Annotated in this window: 18 protein-coding genes; 15 read left to right on the top strand and 3 right to left on the bottom strand. The window is 45.3% G+C overall.

From position 1 onward, the window contains the following. The first annotated feature begins 17 nt into the window (after positions 1-17). From hrcA to PYS60_RS06220, 5 genes are all read left to right on the top strand, one after another. On the top strand, positions 18-1175 hold the full coding sequence (hrcA, locus tag PYS60_RS06240; protein WP_315568538.1) for a heat-inducible transcriptional repressor HrcA: 1158 nt from the start codon (positions 18-20) through the stop codon (positions 1173-1175). Between the two features lie 4 nt (positions 1176-1179). Beyond that, positions 1180-1809: a nucleotide exchange factor GrpE gene (locus tag PYS60_RS06235; protein WP_315568536.1), complete on the top strand. Its 630-nt coding sequence runs from the start codon at positions 1180-1182 to the stop codon at positions 1807-1809. A 155-nt stretch (positions 1810-1964) separates the two neighbouring features. Continuing rightward, positions 1965-3821, top strand: a complete 1857-nt coding sequence (gene dnaK, locus PYS60_RS06230) for a molecular chaperone DnaK (protein WP_315568535.1) — start codon at positions 1965-1967, stop codon at positions 3819-3821. 103 nt (positions 3822-3924) lie between these two features. Continuing rightward, complete coding sequence (dnaJ, locus tag PYS60_RS06225) at positions 3925-5085, top strand: molecular chaperone DnaJ (RefSeq protein WP_315568533.1); 1161 nt, start codon at positions 3925-3927, stop codon at positions 5083-5085. 239 nt (positions 5086-5324) lie between these two features. After that, on the top strand, positions 5325-6173 hold the full coding sequence (locus PYS60_RS06220; protein WP_315568532.1) for a hypothetical protein: 849 nt from the start codon (positions 5325-5327) through the stop codon (positions 6171-6173). Positions 6174-6287: 114 nt separating this feature from the next. On the opposite strand, the gene PYS60_RS06215 is transcribed toward PYS60_RS06220, so the two are convergent. The 3 genes from PYS60_RS06215 to PYS60_RS06205 form a co-directional block, all read right to left on the bottom strand. Next, a complete protein-coding gene (locus tag PYS60_RS06215; RefSeq protein ID WP_315568531.1) occupies positions 6288-7244 on the bottom strand; it encodes an NAD(P)H-hydrate dehydratase in 957 nt (318 codons plus the stop codon). A gap of 108 nt (positions 7245-7352) precedes the next feature. Next, positions 7353-7673, bottom strand: coding sequence for a thioredoxin (gene trxA / locus PYS60_RS06210; RefSeq protein WP_315568529.1), 321 nt, complete (start codon positions 7671-7673; stop codon positions 7353-7355). Positions 7674-7847: 174 nt separating this feature from the next. Beyond that, a complete protein-coding gene (locus PYS60_RS06205; RefSeq protein ID WP_315568528.1) occupies positions 7848-8864 on the bottom strand; it encodes an HAD hydrolase family protein in 1017 nt (338 codons plus the stop codon). Between the two features lie 431 nt (positions 8865-9295). Here PYS60_RS06205 and PYS60_RS06200 point away from each other — a divergent pair, with 431 nt between their 5' ends. The 10 genes from PYS60_RS06200 (at position 9296) to ftsE (ending at position 20173) form a co-directional block, all read left to right on the top strand. After that, positions 9296-9568, top strand: a complete 273-nt coding sequence (locus tag PYS60_RS06200) for a type II toxin-antitoxin system RelB/DinJ family antitoxin (protein ID WP_315568526.1) — start codon at positions 9296-9298, stop codon at positions 9566-9568. Beyond that, positions 9565-9846 (top strand): type II toxin-antitoxin system YafQ family toxin, encoded by a 282-nt coding sequence (locus PYS60_RS06195; RefSeq protein ID WP_315568524.1) that lies wholly within the window; start codon positions 9565-9567, stop codon positions 9844-9846. The genes PYS60_RS06200 and PYS60_RS06195 overlap by 4 nt, the downstream gene beginning before the upstream one ends. A 196-nt stretch (positions 9847-10042) precedes the next feature. Then, positions 10043-10558: a hypothetical protein gene (locus PYS60_RS06190; protein ID WP_315568522.1), complete on the top strand. Its 516-nt coding sequence runs from the start codon at positions 10043-10045 to the stop codon at positions 10556-10558. A gap of 1 nt (position 10559) precedes the next feature. Next, positions 10560-11096, top strand: a complete 537-nt coding sequence (locus PYS60_RS06185) for a hypothetical protein (protein ID WP_315568520.1) — start codon at positions 10560-10562, stop codon at positions 11094-11096. 135 nt (positions 11097-11231) lie between these two features. Further along, a complete protein-coding gene (eno, locus tag PYS60_RS06180) occupies positions 11232-12542 on the top strand; it encodes a phosphopyruvate hydratase (RefSeq protein ID WP_315568517.1) in 1311 nt (436 codons plus the stop codon). Between the two features lie 430 nt (positions 12543-12972). Further along, on the top strand, positions 12973-14226 hold the full coding sequence (locus tag PYS60_RS06175; protein ID WP_315568516.1) for a cell wall hydrolase: 1254 nt from the start codon (positions 12973-12975) through the stop codon (positions 14224-14226). Between the two features lie 113 nt (positions 14227-14339). Further along, on the top strand, positions 14340-15671 hold the full coding sequence (locus tag PYS60_RS06170; protein ID WP_315568515.1) for an alanine racemase: 1332 nt from the start codon (positions 14340-14342) through the stop codon (positions 15669-15671). Positions 15672-15994: 323 nt separating this feature from the next. Next, a complete protein-coding gene (locus PYS60_RS06165; RefSeq protein WP_315568513.1) occupies positions 15995-17116 on the top strand; it encodes an ABC transporter ATP-binding protein in 1122 nt (373 codons plus the stop codon). Positions 17117-17280: 164 nt separating this feature from the next. After that, entirely contained in the window at positions 17281-18411 is a 1131-nt protein-coding gene (locus tag PYS60_RS06160; protein ID WP_315568511.1) for a PucR family transcriptional regulator, read from the top strand. Positions 18412-18622: 211 nt separating this feature from the next. Next, positions 18623-20173, top strand: a complete 1551-nt coding sequence (gene ftsE, locus PYS60_RS06155) for a cell division ATP-binding protein FtsE (RefSeq protein ID WP_315568509.1) — start codon at positions 18623-18625, stop codon at positions 20171-20173. Positions 20174-20282: the final 109 nt, after the last annotated feature.

The following is a 20282-nucleotide window of genomic DNA, read 5'->3' as shown; positions in this document are numbered from 1 at the left end:
GGTGGCGGGAGATTTACATGGACGAGAACAAACAGACAAACAGTCAATCTCTGTTACCTTTGGACGAGCGCAAGCGTGAGATCCTGAAGGCGGTAGTTGCCGATTATGTTTTGACCGCTATGCCTGTAGGTTCGAAATCGTTGGTTAAACGCCATGATTTGCATTACAGCGCCGCTACTATCCGCAACGAAATGGCGGAACTGGAGGAAATGGGATATTTGGAAAAGCCCCATACTTCCGCCGGCAGAATTCCTTCCGATGTCGGCTATCGGCTGTATGTCGATGAGCTGATTGAACCGACGCCGCTGAGCGCGAAAGAGCAGATGCAGGTACGCAGCGAATTAACTCGAGCTTTTGACAATATTGATCATTTACTGAGCAGCGCGGCGGAATATTTATCCGGTCAGACCGGTTATGCCAGCGTTCTGTTGGCACCGGAAACGGACAACTCTTACATCAAGCATATCAGGATGCTCAGCCCGGAACCTGGAAGAATAATGATAATCGTCGTTTTACAGGCGGGGTTGGTGCACAATCGCTTGGTGCGTGTCAGCGATATTTTCACATCCGAACAGTTACGCTCGATTGCGGCGGCAATTGAAAATTCAGTGAGCCGGAAACCTTTGAACAAGATTGATTTACTGACTATCGAACAGGCGAAGGAAAATGTAGAAATACCGGGAACTTTAACAGATCAGTTGATTTACGAAGCCTGGTTGGCCATTAAACAGGCGGATAATCCGGAAGCTTGCGTCAAAGGCATGCCGAATCTGTTACGTTATCCGGAATTTCAGGACCCGTCCAAAGCCGGCAAAGTTTTTAACGTTTTGTCGAACAACAAGGCTTTGTGCGGTGTGATTAATGCCGGAACTTTACCGGAAAATGAGGCGGTGCCGGCCAACGAGCAGGCATATTATTCTATCAGAATCGGGCAGGAGCTTATCGACAGCGATTTCAGCGACTGCAGTCTGGTAAGCAGTGTGTACAGTCTGCATGGTCGGCAGGTCGGTAAAATTAACGTTATCGGACCGCGAAGAATGAATTATGAACAGGTTGTCAGTCGAGTTAATTTTATCAGCCAAACGCTGAACGAAATCTTGAATGACGCGGAAATGCCGGCGGCAACTTCGGACGCTGCCGGAACGGAAGAAACAGAGAATAAGAGTGAGAGGTGAAACTTTGAACAAGGCAAAAAGTAAAAAACAACATGAGGTCAAAGCTGAATCTAAAGCTGAATCTAAGGTAGAGAAAAAGGCGCAGCCGACGGCAGAGACAGCCGCCGATGCTGCTGCCGCTGCAGCAGCTGCCGAGCTTGAAGCTGTACGGGCGGAATTGCAGCAGGCGCAGGACAATATCAGCAAATTGCAGGATGCCTGCTTACGCAGCCAAGCCGAGTTTGAAAATTACAAACACCGTACTGCAGCCGAAAAAGAAAGAATTTACGGCGATGCACTGCAGGACTTGTGCAAGGAACTTTTACCTTTGATTGACAATCTCAGTCGGGCCAAAGATGCACACGAACAACAGTTGGCGGCGGCCGAAAACCTTGAAGATAAGGCCAAAGAACTGGTTGACAGCTTAACTAAAGGCAGCGACCTGCTTTATCAACAGGGCAAAAAATTATTGGACAAACTGGGAGTCAGCGAAATAGAGGCTTTGGGTGCAACTTTCGACCCTAACTGTCATGCCGCCGTCTTGCATGTAGAAGACGAGCAGTACGGCGAGAATGAAGTTATTGAAGTGTTTGAGCCGGGCTACAAGTTCCATGAGCGGGTCTTACGGCCGGCGGTAGTTAAAGTGGCCAACTGATTTGCCGCCATCATGCCGCTGTCTGCAAGCTGCGGACAACGAAGCCGGTGCCGACAGCTGAAGCCGGCAGCACCGACAAATAAAATAAACAATCAATTAAATAAGAATAATTAGATTAAAACGTAAGAGGCTGAGATAACAGCCGGGAGGTAATTATGTCTAAGGTAATAGGAATTGATTTAGGTACAACAAACTCATGTGTCGCCGTTATGGAAGGCTCTGATCCTGTTGTTATTACTAATCCTGACGGTAACAGAACAACGCCGTCCGTGGTTGCATTTACCAAATCAGGCGAACGTTTGGTCGGCCAGGTAGCTAAACGCCAGGCTGTTACCAACCCCGACAGAACCATTCAATCGATCAAACGTGAAATGGGTACTGATTATAAAGTAAAAATTGATGATAAAAGTTACACAGCTCCGGAAATTTCCGCTATGATTTTGCAGAAATTAAAGAGCGACGCTGAAGCTTATTTGGGTGAAAAAGTCAGTCAGGCGGTAATTACCGTGCCGGCTTACTTCACCGATGCCCAACGTCAGGCGACCAAAGATGCCGGTAAGATTGCCGGTCTGGAGGTCTTGAGAATTATTAACGAGCCGACGGCAGCTTCTTTGGCCTACGGTCTGGATAAAGAAGAAGAACAAAAAATCGTTGTCTTCGACTTGGGCGGCGGTACCTTCGATGTCTCCATTTTGGAAATCGGTGACGGCGTCTTTGAAGTTCTGTCGACAGCCGGTAACAACCGTTTAGGCGGCGATGACTTTGATAAGCGCATCATGGACTATTTGATGGAAGAGTTCAAGAAAGCCGAGGGTATCGACTTATCGCAGGATAAGATGGCCGTACAACGCTTACGTGACGCTGCTGAAAAAGCCAAGATTGAATTATCCGGCATGACTTCCAGCAACATTAATTTGCCTTATATTTCCGCTGATGTTTCCGGTGCCAAACACCTGGATATCACTTTGACCAGAGCCAAATTCAATGAATTGACTCATGATTTGGTAGAGAAGTGCATGGACCCGGTACGGCAGGCGATGAAGGATGCCAATGTTACCAACAATGATATTCACAAAGTCTTACTTGTCGGCGGTTCAACCCGTATTCCGGCAGTCCAGGAAGCTGTGAAAGAGTTCTTCGGCAAAGAGCCGTTTAAGGGTATTAACCCGGATGAGTGCGTCGCTATCGGTGCTGCTATTCAGGCTGCAGTTTTGACCGGCGATGTCAAAGGCTTGTTGCTCCTGGATGTTACTTCCCTGTCCTTGGGTATTAAGACAATGGGTGATATTAACACCAAGATTATTGAACGTAACACAACAATCCCGACCAAGAAGAGCCAGATTTTCTCAACTGCTGCCGACGGTCAGACATCCGTGGAAATTTGCGTTCTGCAAGGTGAACGGACCATGGCGCAGGACAACAAACTTTTAGGAACATTCGTTTTGGACGGCATCGCACCCGCACCTCGCGGCATTCCGCAAATTGAAGTTACATTCGATATTGATGCCAACGGTATCGTCCACGTTTCCGCGCAGGATAAAGGCACAGGTAAAGAGCAGCATATCACAGTTACAGCTTCTTCCAACATGAGCAAGGAAGAAATTGATAAAGCTGTGAAGGAAGCTGAACAATTCGCCGAACAGGATAAGAAGCAGAAAGAGAAGGCCGAGTTGCATAACTCCGCCGAACAGGCTTCTTATATGGCCGAGAAGACTTTGAAAGATATGGACGATAAACTGACGGCCGACGAAAAGACCGGTATTGAAACAGCCAAGAAGGCCCTGGATGAAGTTAAGGGTACGGATAATTTGGACGACATTAAGAAGAAAATGGAAGAATTACAACAGGCCATGTTCAAGGGCACAGAGCGCATTTACAAAGAAATGGCCGCTCAAGCTCAAGCCCAACAGGCACAGCAGGCTCAACAGGGAGGACAGCAACCGGGCAACAACGCCGGCGGTCAAAACGGTAATAACGGCGGAACTTATGAAGCTGATTTCAAAAAAGACTGATTGAGTCGATGAAGTTCGCTGTCAAATAAAAGTGAGAAGCCGCAGCAGGCAGCCTGCCTGCTCGGTTTTTCGCAATTTTACGAGATTTTGAGGTAAAGACATAGTGGCTAAAAGAGATTATTATGAAGTTTTGGGCGTGGAAAAAGGTGCGTCGGAAAGCGATTTGAAAAGAGCTTATCGTAAACTGGCAAAACAGTACCATCCTGACTTACATCCCGGCGATAAGCAGGCGGAAGAGAAATTCAAAGAGATTAACGAGGCTTATGCTGTCTTAAGCGATAGTAATAAACGGGCTCAATATGACCAATATGGCTTTGCCGGTGCTGACGGCCAAGGCTTTGCCAATGCCGCCAACGATTTTGACTTCGGCGATATATTGAGTTCGCTTTTCGGCGGCGCCGGCGGTTTCGGCGACAGCTTCGGCGGCTTCGGTGGTTTCGGGGGCTTCGGCGGCGGGGCTCACGTCAGACGACCGCAGAAAGGTCGTACGTTAGTTTATCGCTTGGCGATTGATTTTATGGAGGCCGTTAAAGGTACCGAGAAAAAAATCAAGCCGAGTCGACTGGTTAATTGTACGTTTTGTCAGGGCACAGGAGCTAAAAGCGGTACTTCGCCGGTAAAATGTCAGGCTTGCGGCGGCCGCGGCGTTTTGAGTCGGCAACAAAGAACGCCGATGGGTATTATGATGACCCAAAGTCCCTGCCCTTCATGTCACGGTCAAGGTGAAATTATCGAAACTCCCTGTCCTAATTGCCAAGGGTCGGGCCATATGGAGAGTAATGAAACATTAACTGTCAAAGTCCCCGCCGGCATCAATGACAATGAGCGCCTGGTCTTACGGGGCGAAGGCGCTGCCGGTGAAAACGGCGGCCCGAACGGCGATTTGTATGTTGAAATTATCGTCCGCCCGCACCCTCTCTTCCGGCGTGACGGCTATGATACTTACTGCGATTTGCCTTTGACTTATGCACAGGCAGCTTTAGGTGCGGAAGTGGAAATTCCGACAGTTTACGGCAAGGAAAAATATACGGTGAAGCCGGGCACCCAGGCGGGCGAGCAAATTTGCCTGAAAGGTAAGGGCATTTCTTATATTAACAATGCCAATTCCCGCGGTAATCATTATGCGCGGGTTAAAATTGAAGTTCCGCGCCACTTGACGGAAGAGCAGAAAACGGCTTTGCGCAATTTCGATAATTTGCTCAATGATGACAGTTACAGTGAGCGAAACGGCTTTTTCGGCAAGGTTAAAGATTTGTTCAGTTAAAAGTTGAATTATTTAAGTTACAAAAGAAGAGCGTACAGGTTGTACCGACCCCAAAAAGTTAGACCAAAATCCAAAGATTGGGGGGTCGGTACACCGTGTACGCTTTTTTATTTCAATTTTGCACCTTTTCCGAGTATAAGCATAGGTCGGCACTCGCTTAACTAATACAATATTATTGCATCATATAATTAGTTCATGATAAAATAAAAATCAAACAGAAATACAAGGAGATAGCTATTATGTCGAATATAAGTAAAGCTGTAAACCTTATTTTGCTATGTGCCTTTGTACTTATTACGGGCAGTTGCTGTCAGCGAACCGATGATGCGAATAAGCTTACAGCTTCCGGGCCGGCTGTCAAATCCCAACCGAGTTCGACTTTAACGCCGGTGACGACAAGCGCTGAAGACCTGAAACTGCCCTATATACAACTTAGCTATCTTAATCAACCGATTCTTAAACCCGATAAAAGAATTTGTCAGCCGCTGACTAAGAAAAATCTTAATGACAAATTAATGTTGGATACTGCCGGCGGAGGAAAAGAGTACAAGAGTGAATTCATCAGCGCAAATGGCAAAATACTCAGTCAAGCAGCTTTGGCGGAGCAAGTGCAGAGGAAGACTAGAAAGTTTTTTTATCGCGGAGAAGCAATTGAGGTTGAAGAATGTTTGTTGCCGCCGATCAAGTTGGGTGTTTTTGTTCAAGGTCAGGCGAAACGGAACAAGCTGCTGTTTATGCTTAAACAACCTCCTAATATGCCGGCAGAAATTAAGCTGTTTATGCAGGAGCATTTTGCTTATCGGGAAGAATTGCCGAATTCATTGGCATATGCTCTATACACTGTTTCCGGAACTAAGGAGGAAAGAGATCGTATATACGCTTGGGCTTTTATGCCGTCGGCATATAAAATTAAAATTAAAAATCAGACCTATTATGTCCTCAAGTCGAGCAATATGGCTTTTTCCAACCAACTGGCGGCAGAGCAACGTTATCAAGATTTTGATTATGGTGATAATACGCGCGGCTTGATCTGGGATAATTATTGTGACGGGGTTTATCAGCGCTTCAGTTTTTTTATGAAAAAATAAATTCGCCGGAACGCAATGTCGCAAATCCGGGCGGCAGGTCTATAGTCGCTGCAGAAAAATGCCTTTAGAATAGGATACCGCGGGCGCATAAGCTCAAGCGCAGTAAGCCCATAATCAGCAGGCCAAGCCGATACTTGCAAAAACTGCGGCAAAAGCTGCGGGCAAATCTTCCGGCATCACCGTCCTGGTAGAAGCACAACGCTCACTGAGAACGATTGCCGTCCGGCAGTGAACATAAACAGCTATCGACATAGCAGCAGCGGCGGAAAATCCCTGCGCCAGAAGCCCGGCGAGTAATCCGGCCAAAACATCTCCGCTGCCGGCTTTAGCCAAAGCATTACAGGCGTCCGTATTGCACCAACATTGATTATCGACCAGACAATAAGTCGGAACCCCCTTAACAACTATATTTACCTGATATGCCTTTTGCACAAGTAAAGCCGCAGTCAAACGCCTACGTGCCGCTTCGTCCTCAATTTGAGATAAAAGCGCATAATCGGCGGCAGTTAGAGAGCAGCCGGCGGATGCAAGAACCTGATATAAGCTTTTCAACTCACCATAATGCGGCAAAATGACGGGTGTAGCCAAATTAAGCCTCTGCCTTGTTGCAAGCAGCGGAGCAAGCTCCCCCTGAGCTTGTAATTCAGCTAAAAGCCTCAAAGCATCAGCATCAATTATCAAGTTATTCGCATGCGTAAGCAGGAACTTCAACTCTTGCCCGGTCGTGGAATTGATCCCCCGGCCGCAACCGATTAAGACAGCATCATAATTAGATAAAAGTGACGACAAAGTGTCGGAAAACTCGGCAGAATCGGCACTGATTCGCGGCTGATACAAAGCTCCGGGATAACGGGCGGCAAAAGCCGGTATAAGCTCCCGCGCCACATCCAAACAGGCATAACCGACGCCGCTTTTCCTTGCTGCAGCCAAACTCAGAAGCGCCGCTCCCGGATACTCAAAACTGCCGGTTAAAAGCAGAACCTTGCCGGCGATACTCTTATAAATATCGGCCGGCCGTTGCTGCGCTTGTTGTTGCAAACTTTGCTTTGTAATCTCGTTTAATTGCCACACGCGCTATTGCCCTCCCTGTCATCAGCCGCAACTATAAGTCGAAACTCCGAAAACGATAACTGCAAGTCAGCGAAATTCGGAGTTTCAAAATTTTTCAGCTTCTAAAAATTAAAGCAGACTGTCAATAATCTGTACCCAGTTTTCATACTCCTGGAAACCGACACAATGCTTGACAACTTCACCGTTCTTCAGGAAAAAGATGCTGGGAATGCTGCTGACTTTGAATTGTGCTGCCAACTCCGGTTCTTCATCTACATTAACCTTACCGACAACAACTTTACCTGCGTAAGCTTCCGCCAGCTCTTCGACAACCGGACCTAAAGCCCGACACGGACCGCACCAAGTTGCCCAGAAATCGACCATAACCAATTTGTCTTTAACATCCATTACTTCTTTTTGAAAATTAGCACTGTTTAATTTGAGTTCCATATTGCCTCCTCATTCCGCTTGACCGACCGAAAACTCGGTAACAGCAAGCGTTCTTCTTTAAGTGTAGCATGAATAACCTTAACTATTGTAAATATTCGGCTAAGGCGTGATACCGCTTAAATAATTTCGCATCCCGCCGCTCCAAGCGCAGCTCCAAACTGATTTTGTCGCCGCTCAAAGATAATTTTCCCGCAGCAGAAATTTCAAAAACTCCAGCACGCCGGCATTATAAGAACCGGAAGCATGAAAATCGGTCCAAGCGAACAATTCCGCTTGCGCATTGGCGACACAGCCGCTTATATCGGCAGCTTTCAGCATCCCCAAGTCGTTCAGAGCGTCACCGATAGCGGCAATATGACGATACGGGCTGTGCTTCTGCAGGAAAATAACGCCTTTACTTTTATCAACGTTTTTCAGCATAATATCCAGCATGTACGAGCCGTAGCGAATGATATTCAATTCCTGCGCCAAAGGTGCCAGCCAGGCTGATATTTGGTCGAAAACCTCTTTCTGTTCGCTGTGCTTTTCATCCGTCAGCAGGAAAATTTTGTAAACAGGTAAACGACTGAAAGCTGCGAAATCCAAGGGAACATAAGTTGTTGCCAAATCGTCGGTCAAATATTCCACTTCCCATAAAGCGTGGGGCGCAAAGGCCCGTTCCCGATGCGAGGAAGCATAAGAAGAAGCAATATTATTTGCAGCAGCGAAACGTAATACTTTATAAATGTAGATAGCTTTAAGCAGATCAACGCTATATTTCTGCGGCGCTAAAGCCGCTTCTCCCGTCTGCGTGTTCATGTTGGACGGAAAAGTATACGGTAAAATCAAGTTCTCCAAATGCGACCCGTATGCAGCCGTCAGCTGCGCAACAGCCGTTCCTGTCTGCGGCGCAAAGAGTAATTCCTCGTATAAAATTTCCGCGTCCGTTACATTGCTGTAAACGACAGCGCCGTTATCTCCGATTAAAGGGTAATCGGCTAACTGCAGCCGGTGGGCGACTTTGGTTAAACCTTCCAGGCTGCGTCCGGAAGCTATAGTAAAAGGTATATTATGGCGCCGGATAAAATCAGCTAAAATATCCAAATTTTCATCAGCCAAACCTTTGTTACTAAGCAATGTGCCGTCAATATCACAGGTAATTAAATCTATTTTTTGCAGCGGGGGCAAGAGTTTTTCGGGAGAAATCCGCATTTATAAAATCCTTCGCTTTATCTCATATTTGAATCTTAATTCTAACACAGCCCCGGCCTAAGCGCTGTAAACTCTTATTTTTCTATGGTGTACGGGTTTGAACATTGGAGAGTGTTGTGTTGATGTCAAAGGCTGATTAGGTGGGTGCAAGTTTGCACTTGTGTAGCAAGGCTTGGCGGTAGCTATCGTAAAAGTGCTTATAGCGATGAGTGAGTGTGACTAAGGATTGATTTTAGCTATGGTGCATTCCTCCTATATGCTTTGTTGATTTGAAGATTTTTGTTTAGGTCTCTCTTTTTTTGAAACAATCAATTTTACAGCATAATACATGCTTAATGGATAAAAGAGTCTAAATTGTATGCATTGTAATGACAAGGTGTTGAATATAAACTAATATTTGTGTATGATAAAAGAAAAGGAAGGTATCGTATATGGCTACTACGAATTTAAATATCAGAACAGACAAGGAAATTAAAGAACAAGCTGATAAGATTTTTTCAGAACTCGGGCTCAATATGACGACAGCGATAAATATATTTTTGCGAACAACGATTCGTGAGAACGGGATTCCTTTTTCTCTTAAATTAGAGGTTCCGAATGATACAACGATTGCTGCCATTGAGGAAGGGAGACGGCTTGCGTCTGATCCTAGTGTAAAGGGTTATCGAAATATGGAAGATCTTAAGGCGGCACTTGATTTATGAAATACGAAGTAAAATTCACGAATCAATTCAAAAAAGACCTTAAATTAGCTAAGAAACAAAATAAAAATACGGATAGTCTTTTAAAAGTAATTGATGTTTTAGCTGACGGTGGTGTGCTAGAAGCTAAATATTGTGATCACGGTCTGTCCGGAAAATATAGCGGAACAAGAGAATGTCATATTGAACCGGATTGGCTTTTAGTTTATGAAATTAAGAATGAAGTTCTTGTTTTGATGTTATATAGGCTGGGTACACATTCAGAATTATTTAAGAAATAAAATGATACCTTTGCGATAATTTTCCTATCGTTAAAAGGTGCACCCAATATCCATAGTGTACACTCAAAAAAGTGTAGCTATACTTGGAGTTCTCTCAATCCAGGTTGACACATTAACTGTTGACAAAACAATATCAAAAATATAATATAAAAGTATAGCAAAAAAACAACTCAAAGAGAGTGAAGGAGAGATGCTGATGCGAAAAAAATATTATTTATTTTCAATAGTAATAATAGTTGTTCTGGCGTTTGCTTTGTACTTTTATCAACGACAGCGGACTAATTTCTTTAATTATTCCGTCCGTGCCATGCAGACGCGCGTTTATTATGAAATAGATGGCCCTATCAGCGTCGGATATGAAAAAGAATTGACGCAGGCAGGAGCGGAGAACGAATTTAAGCAGGTGCAAAAATTGTTCGGCAGCTTGAAAGAAAGCGACTTTACCGAAACAAAAGAGACGAAAAAAGGATTAACGTATTTCAAACTGAAATTCGGCACCCGCAATTTCTATTTCCACAAAGCGGAAATTGCAGTCGAAGAAGCACCACAGCTCCGTCACTATAAAATCAAGCCGGAAAGCCAAGCAAAATTGAAAAATCTCTATGATTATGTTCGCACCGTCGTTTTACCGGCGGACGAAGAAGAAAGCATAAGAAAAATTTTGATTAAATACAGAGATAAGAAATACAGAGATTGGAAAGGGCAAAAATAATATGGAAAAAAAGCTGAAAATATGGAACTACATCTTAGCCGGCATCCTGTTTTGCTCCCTCTTGAGCGCTTGCGGGAATAACGGCGAGCTGAAAGCGGAAAATCCGCAAACCTTGCTGCAAAATATCGTCCCGCAAATGGACGGTTCACTTACCTGCAAAATCCGCAAAGACAAAGGTGTTATCACCTTGTCCGGCGGTTACTCAAAATACAATTTACAAACTAATGAGAAAAGCAAACAGGACTTTCAGGCTTTCAAACAGCAAATGCTGCAATTGAGTGCAATCAAATTCAATTTGCAGACCTTGACGGGGAAGGACGCCGATAAGCAAGCGGCTGTCAGCTATGTAATAGTAGATAATGCAACAGCTACCGTAAGCTTGAGCGACGACTGCTTAACTGTAACTTACAAAGGCAAAAAGTACAGTTATACTCCGGCTGAGAAGGATAAAACAAAATTTCAGGAGATTTTCAGTCAAGTAAAAGCTCGCTTCATTCCGGAATTAGTTCAGGATTTGCAAAATTATTCTGATAAATAATCATACATATAAGTGCTAATGACTAATTTTTAGCAAAATTGCAAAAAAAAGGCTTTTTGAGCTTTTTTATTCTCTCCAAGTCCGTTATAATCAGAAGTGAATTTGCTACGGTAGATTTTAGGAGGTATTGATAAAATGTTTTCAAGTTTAATCACTGAAATTCATGCTCGTGAAATTATGGATTCTCGCGGTAATCCGACAGTAGAAGTTGATGTTGTGACAGAACACGGCGCTTTAGGTCGTGCAGCTGTACCGTCAGGCGCTTCCACCGGTGCTTTTGAGGCTGTTGAATTAAGAGACGGCGACAAAACTCGTTATCAAGGTAAGGGCGTTTTGCAGGCGGTTGAGAATGTCAACACGGTAATTGCGGAAGCTCTGGTAGGTATGGATGTCTTTGATCAGTTAGCTATCGACCAAACTATGATTGAGTTGGACGGTACCGAGAACAAAGGTAAATTAGGTGCTAACGCTATGCTCGGCGTGTCTCTGGCCTGCGCCAAGGCTGCTGCCGAAACTTTGGATGTACCTCTGTATGTATATTTAGGCGGCCTGAATGCTCATACTTTACCTGTACCTATGATGAACGTTATCAACGGCGGTGCTCATGCCGATAACAACATCAACTTGCAGGAGTTCATGATCATGCCTACAGGCGCTCATTCTTTCTCCGAAGCTTTGCGTTGGTGTTCCGAAGTTTACCACACATTGAAGAGCTTGTTGAAGAAAGACGGTTATTCCACAGCTATCGGCGATGAAGGCGGCTTTGCTCCGAACTTTGAACATGATGAAGCTGCTTTGGAATACCTGGTAAAAGCTATCACAGCTGCAGGTTTTGAACCGGGCAAAGATTTCCATATCGCTATGGATCCGGCAACAACGGAATTATATGATCATGCGAAAGCTGCCGGTCATGAAGGCAAGTATTTCTTCTGGAAGACGGGCGAAGTAAAGACCAGCGCCGAAATGATCGACTGGTTTGCTTCCTTGATTGAGAAGTATCCGATTATTTCCTTGGAAGACGGCTTGGCTGAGGAAGATTGGGAAGGTTGGAAGCTGATGACCGAGAAATTGGGCAAGAAAGTCCAACTGGTCGGCGACGATCTGTTCGTTACCAATCCTAAGCGTTTGGCTAAAGGCTTTGAGAAGAAAGCTGCTAATTCAATTTTGATTAAGCTCAACCAAATCGGTACTTTGACCGAAACAATGCAAACAATGAACGATGCAGCTCAACACGGTTATACAAGTGTTGTTTCGCACCGCTCCGGTGAAACTGAGGATGTAACGATTGCCGACTTGGTAGTAGCTATGAATGCCGGCCAGATTAAGACCGGTGCTCCTTGCCGTACCGACCGTGTTGCCAAGTACAACCAATTGCTCCGCATTGAAGAAGCTTTGGGCGAAAAGGCTACATACAAGGGAATTGAAGCTTTTTCCTTCAATCGTTAATTTGCCCTTGAAATTGCTGCCCTTATTGTCGGCGGAGAAATCCGTCTGAAGGGTTGATAAAAGGCTGTCGCTCCTGCTGCTTGCAGGCCGGCAGTCTTTTTTTACTGTAGTATTACAAACGTAATATTTATCTTTTATGCTTTCCGCTTTCTCGCCTAAGGGCCGAATTAAGAAAAAATCAAGCTGTAGGCGCTTAAAATCGGCATTTTTTTGACATAATCAACAAAAAAAGCAGGTAAATTTAGTGCAGATGCACTATTTGCAGCATAATTTTCAATTAAACTTGCAGAAATTTTGTTGAACTGGTAGAATGCCTATATTAAAGCAATGTTAAATTTGTAATGAACCTGTAATCTAAAGCTGATTGTTTTCTTATTACAAGTTATCGCCGCCGATTAAGTTTAGGCTTTAGCGGCCGGCAGGAGGAATAGTGAAACAGAATAACTTTGATCATTTAGCAATTTTCGATGCAGCGCCTAACGGCGTTGTCAGAGAGCGCTTACGGGCCAGACACGAAGAGAACCGCCAACGTCATTTTGTCAGTTACAGCAGTGTGGCGGCAGTTACCGTTTCGGCTTTGTTGAGTGTAGCTTTGATTTTGCCGAATATTGCTAAAAAAGGCCATGATGATGAGATTTATGCTTTGAATGCCGGGCAGGTACAGCCGACTGCAGTTGCAAGTACAACAGTTAAAGAGAGCCTGAGCAAGCTGAGTGATGAGAATAAATTGTTTGCCGATTACGGTAAGGAATCGGTTACCCGCAGTGACTCCGAACAGGAACGGGCGCTGCTTTCCTTGTTGAACAGTGAACATAAGAGTGAAGAAGTGCTCAAGGTAAAAGAAGCTCCGGCTGCAATTACTCCGTCCAAGAGCTCGAAGACAGGCGAACAGGGCAGTAACTTGCAGAAAAAAGCTGCAGTGTCGAAAAGTGAGCCGAAAGCACAGGTAACGCGTGTTGCTGCTACCGGTAAGCTTGCAGTAACAACAGGTAAATTACCGCAAACGGTTCTACCTAAAGCGGCAATTCATTTGACAACCGGTCAATTGCCGGTCGAGTCTGCCGCCCAAGCACCTAAATCCGCAAACGCCGAAAGAGCCACCGATTCAGCTGCTTCGACTGTGACTGATGATGACTTCGCACAAGAATTAACCGATACACAGTTGATGTACTACATTGTTATGGCGGAGACGGGCTATACCGATGAAACTTCAATTTCACTGGTAGCTCAAATTATCGTCAACCGTACCCGTTATTTGCATCAGAGTTTGCGCGCGGTACTGACAGCGCCGGATCAGTTCACCTGTTATGAAAACGGCAGCTATAAGCGCTATGCCCCGACTGAGAAAGTTAAAAGAATTTGCGATGCCGCATTGGCCGGCAGACCTACAGGCGGCTATGTTTTACCGCATGACGTTATTTACTATTGCACGGTTAATTATTACAAGACAGGTCCGAGTTTCTTCAAACATAGTTTGAAACAGATTGTCTGGCATGCGTCACAAGTCTTCTTCGCTCCCGCCGGCAGTTCTACCCCGGTTATTAAGAAGTTGGAATTACCGGAAGATAATGCGCAGAGCGAAAATGATAAACCGCAACTTCAGCCGCAACCTGAGAAAAAGCGGGAACCTGTCAGAATTAATCAACCGGACGAAACTCCGACTCCGGTTATACGCAAGCCCTAAAGTCGATTAAGATTACGATTAAGATTACAAGCCGAGTGTTCATCTCGGCTTTTTTTCTGCCGCCAAGCTTCCGGGAAAGCGTTATAATATTTAGACAAAGCGGGAGTAAGTTTATGGCAAAATTAACACCGGAAATATATAAAAATTTAGATCGAAATTTTTTAGTTGTCGATTTGGCACAGGCGGAGAAGAATGCCGCAGCTTTGAAACAATTGGCCGGTAAGAGCAAATTGGCGGCGGTGGTGAAGGCGGATGCTTACGGTCACGGCCTTTTGCCTTGTGCGCGTGCTTTTTTGGCCGGTGGAGCTGATTATTTGGCAGTGGCTACAGGGTCAGCTGCTTTAACTTTAAGAAAAGGTGGCATTACCGCCCCGATTTTACTTTTTTCCGAGGCGGAGCAGTTGCATTATCCCGAATTGGTAGCTGCCGGTATTAACATATCATTGTATTCGGCTGCCGCCGGGCGCAAGTTGCAGGCAGCGGCTCAACTTACAGGTCGGCAAGGTTTATTTCATCTGGCAATTGACACGGGAATGAGCCGGATCGGCTTTGACAGCCGCTTGTTGCTAAGTGCTTTGCCGCAGACTTTAACATCTGAGCAGCAGGATGCCTGCCCGAATTTCAAACTTTTGCAGAAACAGGGATTTTTGTTGGCGTCTTTAACGCCGGCGGAAGCGGAAAATGCAGCTGCTTCCTGGACGACGATTTTAGAAGTTTTGCAAGCCCCGGAGTTACGTTGCAACGGGATGTTCTCCCACTTGGCATTTGCCGATTGTGTCGGAGAAGAAGCGGCTTTAAGAACTGAGAGACAGAGATTGCTGTTTTCGGCTTTTAAGGAAGTTTTGGCGGCTATGGGGTATAAAATTCCTCTTTGTCACTTGGCTCAAAGTGCCGGAGCTCTGCGCTATCCTGCCTGTCGCTTCGATATGATCAGACCCGGTTCTTTGCTTTATGGTCTGCCGCCGGCTAATTGCCTGACGCCGACATTAAGCTTGGTGCAGCCTATTGCTTCCTGGTATGCCAAGTTTGCCCGGATATTTCGCTTACCGCCGCATACTCCTGTCAGCTATGGCGGTTTGTGGCAAAGCGAACGGGAAGTTCTGATCGGGGTGTTGGCTGTCGGTTATGCTGACGGTTATCGGCGCAATTTAAGTTCCAAAGCTTATGTGATTTTGCCGCAGGGCGAAAAGGCGCCGATTCGCGGCCGAATCTGTATGGATTATTGCATGGTGGAGCTGCCGGAGACATATGCCGTTTATTTACAGCGGGATTTGAGCGAATTACAGCCGGCAGAACTTTTGGGAGACGGTAGCCGGGGGGAGATGACGGCCTGGGAAATGGCTGCAATGGCCGATTCTTTCGATTTGGAAGTTACGTGCAGTATTACGGCAAGAGTTCCGCGGATTTATCTGCGTAACGGTCAACAAATACAGGCCGGACCGTAGGTGTAATTTTCTGTGCAGCCGGCATTTTTGGCGCGCAGCTTGTCCCGAAGCTGAAATTCCCCGGAGACGGATAACTGAAATTAAGAAAAAAATGATAAAATTAAGCAGCAAATTGATAAATGCATGCAATAATAACTTGGGAAAATGGCGATTTTATTAGCCTGATTGCATAAAAATTCGGGAATTTCATGTTGTAATTTCGCTAAAAGCACCTTATTACACAAAAAAAAGCCGATTTTTTTGTTACTTTCATTAATTGTTTAATTCCCTTAGTTCAGGTAGACTTTTATTAGAAAAACATACATGCATGCTTGGAGGCAGATATGGCAAAAGTTTCATTGAAGAATGTGTATAAACGCTATGAAGGCGGTTTCGTAGCGGTTTCCGATTTTAACTTGGAGATTGAAGACAAAGAATTTATTATTTTGGTCGGTCCGTCAGGTTGCGGTAAATCGACTACATTGCGTATGGTTGCCGGTTTGGAAGATATTACTGAAGGCGAGATTTATATCGGTGACAAATTGGTTAACGATGTACCGCCCAAAGATCGCGATATTGCTATGGTTTTCCAAAACTATGCCCTGTATCCGCATATGACCGTTTTCGACAACATGGCTTTCGGTTTGAAATTGCGTAAGATTCCTAAAGATGAGATTAAACGTCGCGTTGAAGAAGCAGCCAAGATTTTGGAAATCAGCCACCTGTTGGAACGTAAGCCCAAGGCTTTGTCCGGCGGTCAACGTCAACGTGTCGCTTTAGGTCGTGCTATTGTCCGTAATCCGAAAGTCTTCCTGATGGATGAGCCGTTGTCCAACTTGGATGCTAAATTGCGTGTTCAGATGCGTGTTGAAATTACTAAGTTGCATCAACGTCTGGCTACAACTATTATTTACGTCACTCACGACCAGACGGAAGCTATGACCATGGGTACAAGAATCGTCGTTATGAAAGACGGCGTCGTCCAACAAGTTGACGATCCTACCAAGATTTACCAACATCCGGTCAATACTTTCGTTGCCGGCTTTATCGGTATGCCGCCGATGAACTTTGTCGACTCCACTTTGACAGAAGAGAACGGCAAACTCTACGTTTCTTTCGCCGGTACCCGCTTAGCTTTACCGAGCGCCAAGTATGACAATAACACCGTTCGAGCTTATATCGGCAAAAACATTATTTTGGGTTTACGTCCTGAAACAATCAGCGATGCGCAGGAAGAAGTAGCCAAAGGTCGTGAAACACACGCAACTTTCCAAGCCAATGTTGACGTGCTGGAACGCTTGGGCGCCGAGACTTACTTGTATGTTTCCGTTGATAACGAGAATTTGGTGGCTCGCGTCGATCCGACCACTTCAGCGACCAAAGTTAACGACCAAATTGAATTGGTTGTAAGTACCGATCGCATTGTTCTCTTTGACAAAGAGACGGAAAAAACGATTATTTCATAAGTAAAATTTGTAAATATTGTTCTTTATGACCCGCAACTGCCGTGAAAAAATGACGCTGCGGGTCATTTTTTCGGCAAAATGAGCGGAAAAAGGTTTAATATTATATGGATTTTTGTTAAAATAGACAGAGTAATGATAAGCGAAGAACAAAGGAAGTACTTAATATGGAATTAGATGTACTGGAGAGATGTATGCACGAGATGCAGGTTATACTGGATCGCACTGTAGCCGTAGTCAGTCCTGACGGTAAAGTTATCGCCGCGACCAACGACGGTGAAGTAGGCAGAGTGTATCCCAATGTGGCCGTGTTTTTCGCCAGCGCCGACAAAATCGCCGTCCAGGATGAAACAACAATGATTAAGCTTTATATTAACGGTCAGCCTAAGTTTGCCATAGTCATCGACGGTACGGATAATCAGGCCCATACCTATGTCAGCTTGATTAATCGTTGGTTATTGGCGGAGTTGGAAGATGAAGTGCATGAAGCTGATTTTAATTCCTTTTTGAAAAATATTCTTTTGGAAAATGAATTGCCGGGAGATATCCCGCTCAAAGCTCGTGATTATAAGATTGCCTATGCGACGAAGCGCTGCGCCTTTTTAATTTGTGTCAAAGAGAATGATTGCCAAAGTGTCGTCGATATTTTGCGCAATATGTTCCCCAACCGCCAACAGGATTTCATTTTACCCCTCGATCAGGAGAATATTGTCCTCTTAAAAGATCTGCAGCGGGATCAGGACGGCAACTTTTCCGTCAACGTGACCAGCGATTCTGTGGCTGAGAGCGTCCTCGGTACTTTGAAAAGTGAATTAATGACAACTTTCCATATCGGTGTCGGCTTGGTGATTGAGACTTTGAAAGATGTGGCCAAGTCCTATCGGGAAGCAACTTTGGCTTTGGTTATCGGTCGGATATTTTCGCCCGAAAGCGATATTATGAAGTACGAGCAATTAGGTTTGGGACGCTTGATTTACCAGTTATCGCCGACTCTGTGCAAGATGTTTCTGGATGAGGTTTTTCCGGACAACTCCTATTTTCAGTTAGATAACGAAACTTTGCTGACAATTGACAAATTCTTTGAAAACAACCTGAACGGTTCCGAAACTTCAAGGCAGCTTTTCGTCCATCGCAATACTTTAGTTTATCGTCTGGATAAAGTGCAGAAACTCACCCGCTTGGATTTGCGGAAATTTGACGACGCCGTTCTGTTCAAGCTGGCCAGTATGGTACGCCTGTATTTGGAATATCAGGAGCGCCAAAGTTTCACGACGCCGGAAGATTTGAATCGGGAATAAAAAGTTACAATGTCATAATATTCGTGGGAAAACTCCATTCTCATGTCCGCCCGTCAACGACTTGACGGGCTTTTTTTGCCAAGCGGCATTTTACGGTCTAAAATTAGAGAAATGCAAAATGTCTTTTAAATGTTGCGTTTTTGTCCAATTAGCGCCGGCCGTTTGTGCCACAATATACTTTGAGATTCGAGTATTAATACAGGAGGTAAGCATGATAGAATTTGATCACGTCAGTATGGCTTATCAATTAAGTGAAGATTTAGCACTGAAAAATGTCAGCTTCAAAGTTGAACGCGGCGAGTTCGTTTTTATAATCGGTTCCAGCGGTTCCGGTAAATCAACCATTATTAAGCTTTTAACTTGTGAAGAGCGACCGCTGAAAGGTGAGATTATAGTTAACGGTTTCAGCTTAAATACGATTAAGAAAAAACAAATTCCTTATTTACGCCGGAATATCGGCATGGTTTTCCAGGACTTCCGTTTGATCCCGTCCAAAACCGTTTTTGAAAATGTCAGTTATGCTATGGAAATTGTCGGGGCCGGTAAAAGGGCTATTTTGCACCAGGTGCCGATGGTTCTGTCGATTGTCGGTTTGCGCAATCGGCAAAATGCCTATCCTTACGAGTTGTCCGGCGGCGAACAGCAACGCGTGGCTATCGCTCGGGCGATGGTTAACAAGCCGATGATGATTCTGGCGGATGAGCCTACAGGTAACTTGGATCCGGCCAACTCTGAAAGTATTATGGCTTTGTTGGCGGAGATCAACAAAAACGGGACGACCGTTCTTGTCTGTTCGCACGATAAAGAGTTGGTCAATCGGATGAAGAAACGGGTTATTTTAATTAATGACGGTATGAAGATTCGTGACGATGCCAACGGCGGCTTTTATGAACAGCAGGACGGCCAATATACGCTGCCTGACGGCTTGACTGCAACGCCGAACTTACAGCCGCCGGCGCCGGTAGAGACGCCGACTAATAAGCAGTCTATGACGAGCAATTTGAACGCTGAACAGCAAACGGCAGCTGCTTCTGCACCTGTCCGCCCGTTTGCCGCAAGAGCTGCAATTTCGAGCGACGACGCGGCAAGCACTGTAACTTCAGAAAGTACCGTAGACTTGCAGTCGCCTGCTGCCGCAACGGAAAATTCTGCCGCCCGCTTCAACAACGTGCCGTCAACATCGCTGGCACAAGCGGCAACACCGGCCCTGCAAGCGACAGATTCTGTCCATAAACAGCCGGCATCGGCCCCAGAAGCGACAGTGTCGGAAAACAAGCCGGAGCGTTTGCATATCAATCGGATTGATACTGCAAGCTCGCAGCCTGCTGGCGCAACAGCCGCTACCGAAACTCTGAAATCAGCAAATTCGGCAGCCGGAATTATGAGCGAACCTGAAATAACTTTTAAGCCGACTAATAACGGCACGGACGAAAAACAGCAGGAGAGCGCCGGTTTAAGAAGACCGGAAATTGCAGTCCCGTCCCTGAAACCTTTCAACCGGGTCGAACAAACGGCGCAGAATGTTCCGGCAACTTGGACTCAACGTACGGAATTCGAAGAAGAAACATATCGCCGGCAGGCGAATGAGGCCGGTAAAGAAACGCCGGCGGAACACCGTAACTGGTTGCAATCAGTGAAACAAACTTTGTACAAAGATGAAGTAAAATATGAAGAACAGGCGGAAGCTGCAGCCAAAGCCGAAAATTCACCCAGTAACCTCAGTGCCGAAAGAATCGAGCGTTGGGGCAAAAGACGCTTCTGAAACAGCCGGAGCGCTCTTTTACTTTTTGCACAAAATCAGCTTGCAGTCTTTGCGTTTATTTGACTTTAATCGCAGCTTGTGCAAGCATAATTAGACCGGTAGCAGCCTT

It is taken from the genome of Amygdalobacter indicium (assembly GCF_029101545.1).
In the GTDB taxonomy this organism is placed as follows: Bacteria; Bacillota; Clostridia; order Saccharofermentanales; family Fastidiosipilaceae; genus Amygdalobacter; species Amygdalobacter indicium.
Note: the sequence above shows the minus strand (reverse complement) of the source record. Positions and strands in the feature narration are given on the sequence as shown.

What these genes read in the sequence shown, in the direction of transcription:
- hrcA (WP_315568538.1), top strand. Translation starts at nt 18, where the DNA reads ATGGACGAGAACAAACAGACAAACAGTCAATCTCTGTTACCTTTGGAC.
- dnaK (WP_315568535.1), top strand. Translation starts at nt 1,965, where the DNA reads ATGTCTAAGGTAATAGGAATTGATTTAGGTACAACAAACTCATGTGTC.
- PYS60_RS06220 (WP_315568532.1), top strand. Translation starts at nt 5,325, where the DNA reads ATGTCGAATATAAGTAAAGCTGTAAACCTTATTTTGCTATGTGCCTTT.
- trxA (WP_315568529.1), bottom strand. Translation starts at nt 7,673, where the DNA reads ATGGAACTCAAATTAAACAGTGCTAATTTTCAAAAAGAAGTAATGGAT.
- PYS60_RS06205 (WP_315568528.1), bottom strand. Translation starts at nt 8,864, where the DNA reads ATGCGGATTTCTCCCGAAAAACTCTTGCCCCCGCTGCAAAAAATAGAT.
- PYS60_RS06200 (WP_315568526.1), top strand. Translation starts at nt 9,296, where the DNA reads ATGGCTACTACGAATTTAAATATCAGAACAGACAAGGAAATTAAAGAA.
- PYS60_RS06195 (WP_315568524.1), top strand. Translation starts at nt 9,565, where the DNA reads ATGAAATACGAAGTAAAATTCACGAATCAATTCAAAAAAGACCTTAAA.
- PYS60_RS06190 (WP_315568522.1), top strand. Translation starts at nt 10,043, where the DNA reads ATGCGAAAAAAATATTATTTATTTTCAATAGTAATAATAGTTGTTCTG.
- PYS60_RS06185 (WP_315568520.1), top strand. Translation starts at nt 10,560, where the DNA reads ATGGAAAAAAAGCTGAAAATATGGAACTACATCTTAGCCGGCATCCTG.
- eno (WP_315568517.1), top strand. Translation starts at nt 11,232, where the DNA reads ATGTTTTCAAGTTTAATCACTGAAATTCATGCTCGTGAAATTATGGAT.
- PYS60_RS06170 (WP_315568515.1), top strand. Translation starts at nt 14,340, where the DNA reads ATGGCAAAATTAACACCGGAAATATATAAAAATTTAGATCGAAATTTT.
- PYS60_RS06165 (WP_315568513.1), top strand. Translation starts at nt 15,995, where the DNA reads ATGGCAAAAGTTTCATTGAAGAATGTGTATAAACGCTATGAAGGCGGT.
- PYS60_RS06160 (WP_315568511.1), top strand. Translation starts at nt 17,281, where the DNA reads ATGGAATTAGATGTACTGGAGAGATGTATGCACGAGATGCAGGTTATA.
- ftsE (WP_315568509.1), top strand. Translation starts at nt 18,623, where the DNA reads ATGATAGAATTTGATCACGTCAGTATGGCTTATCAATTAAGTGAAGAT.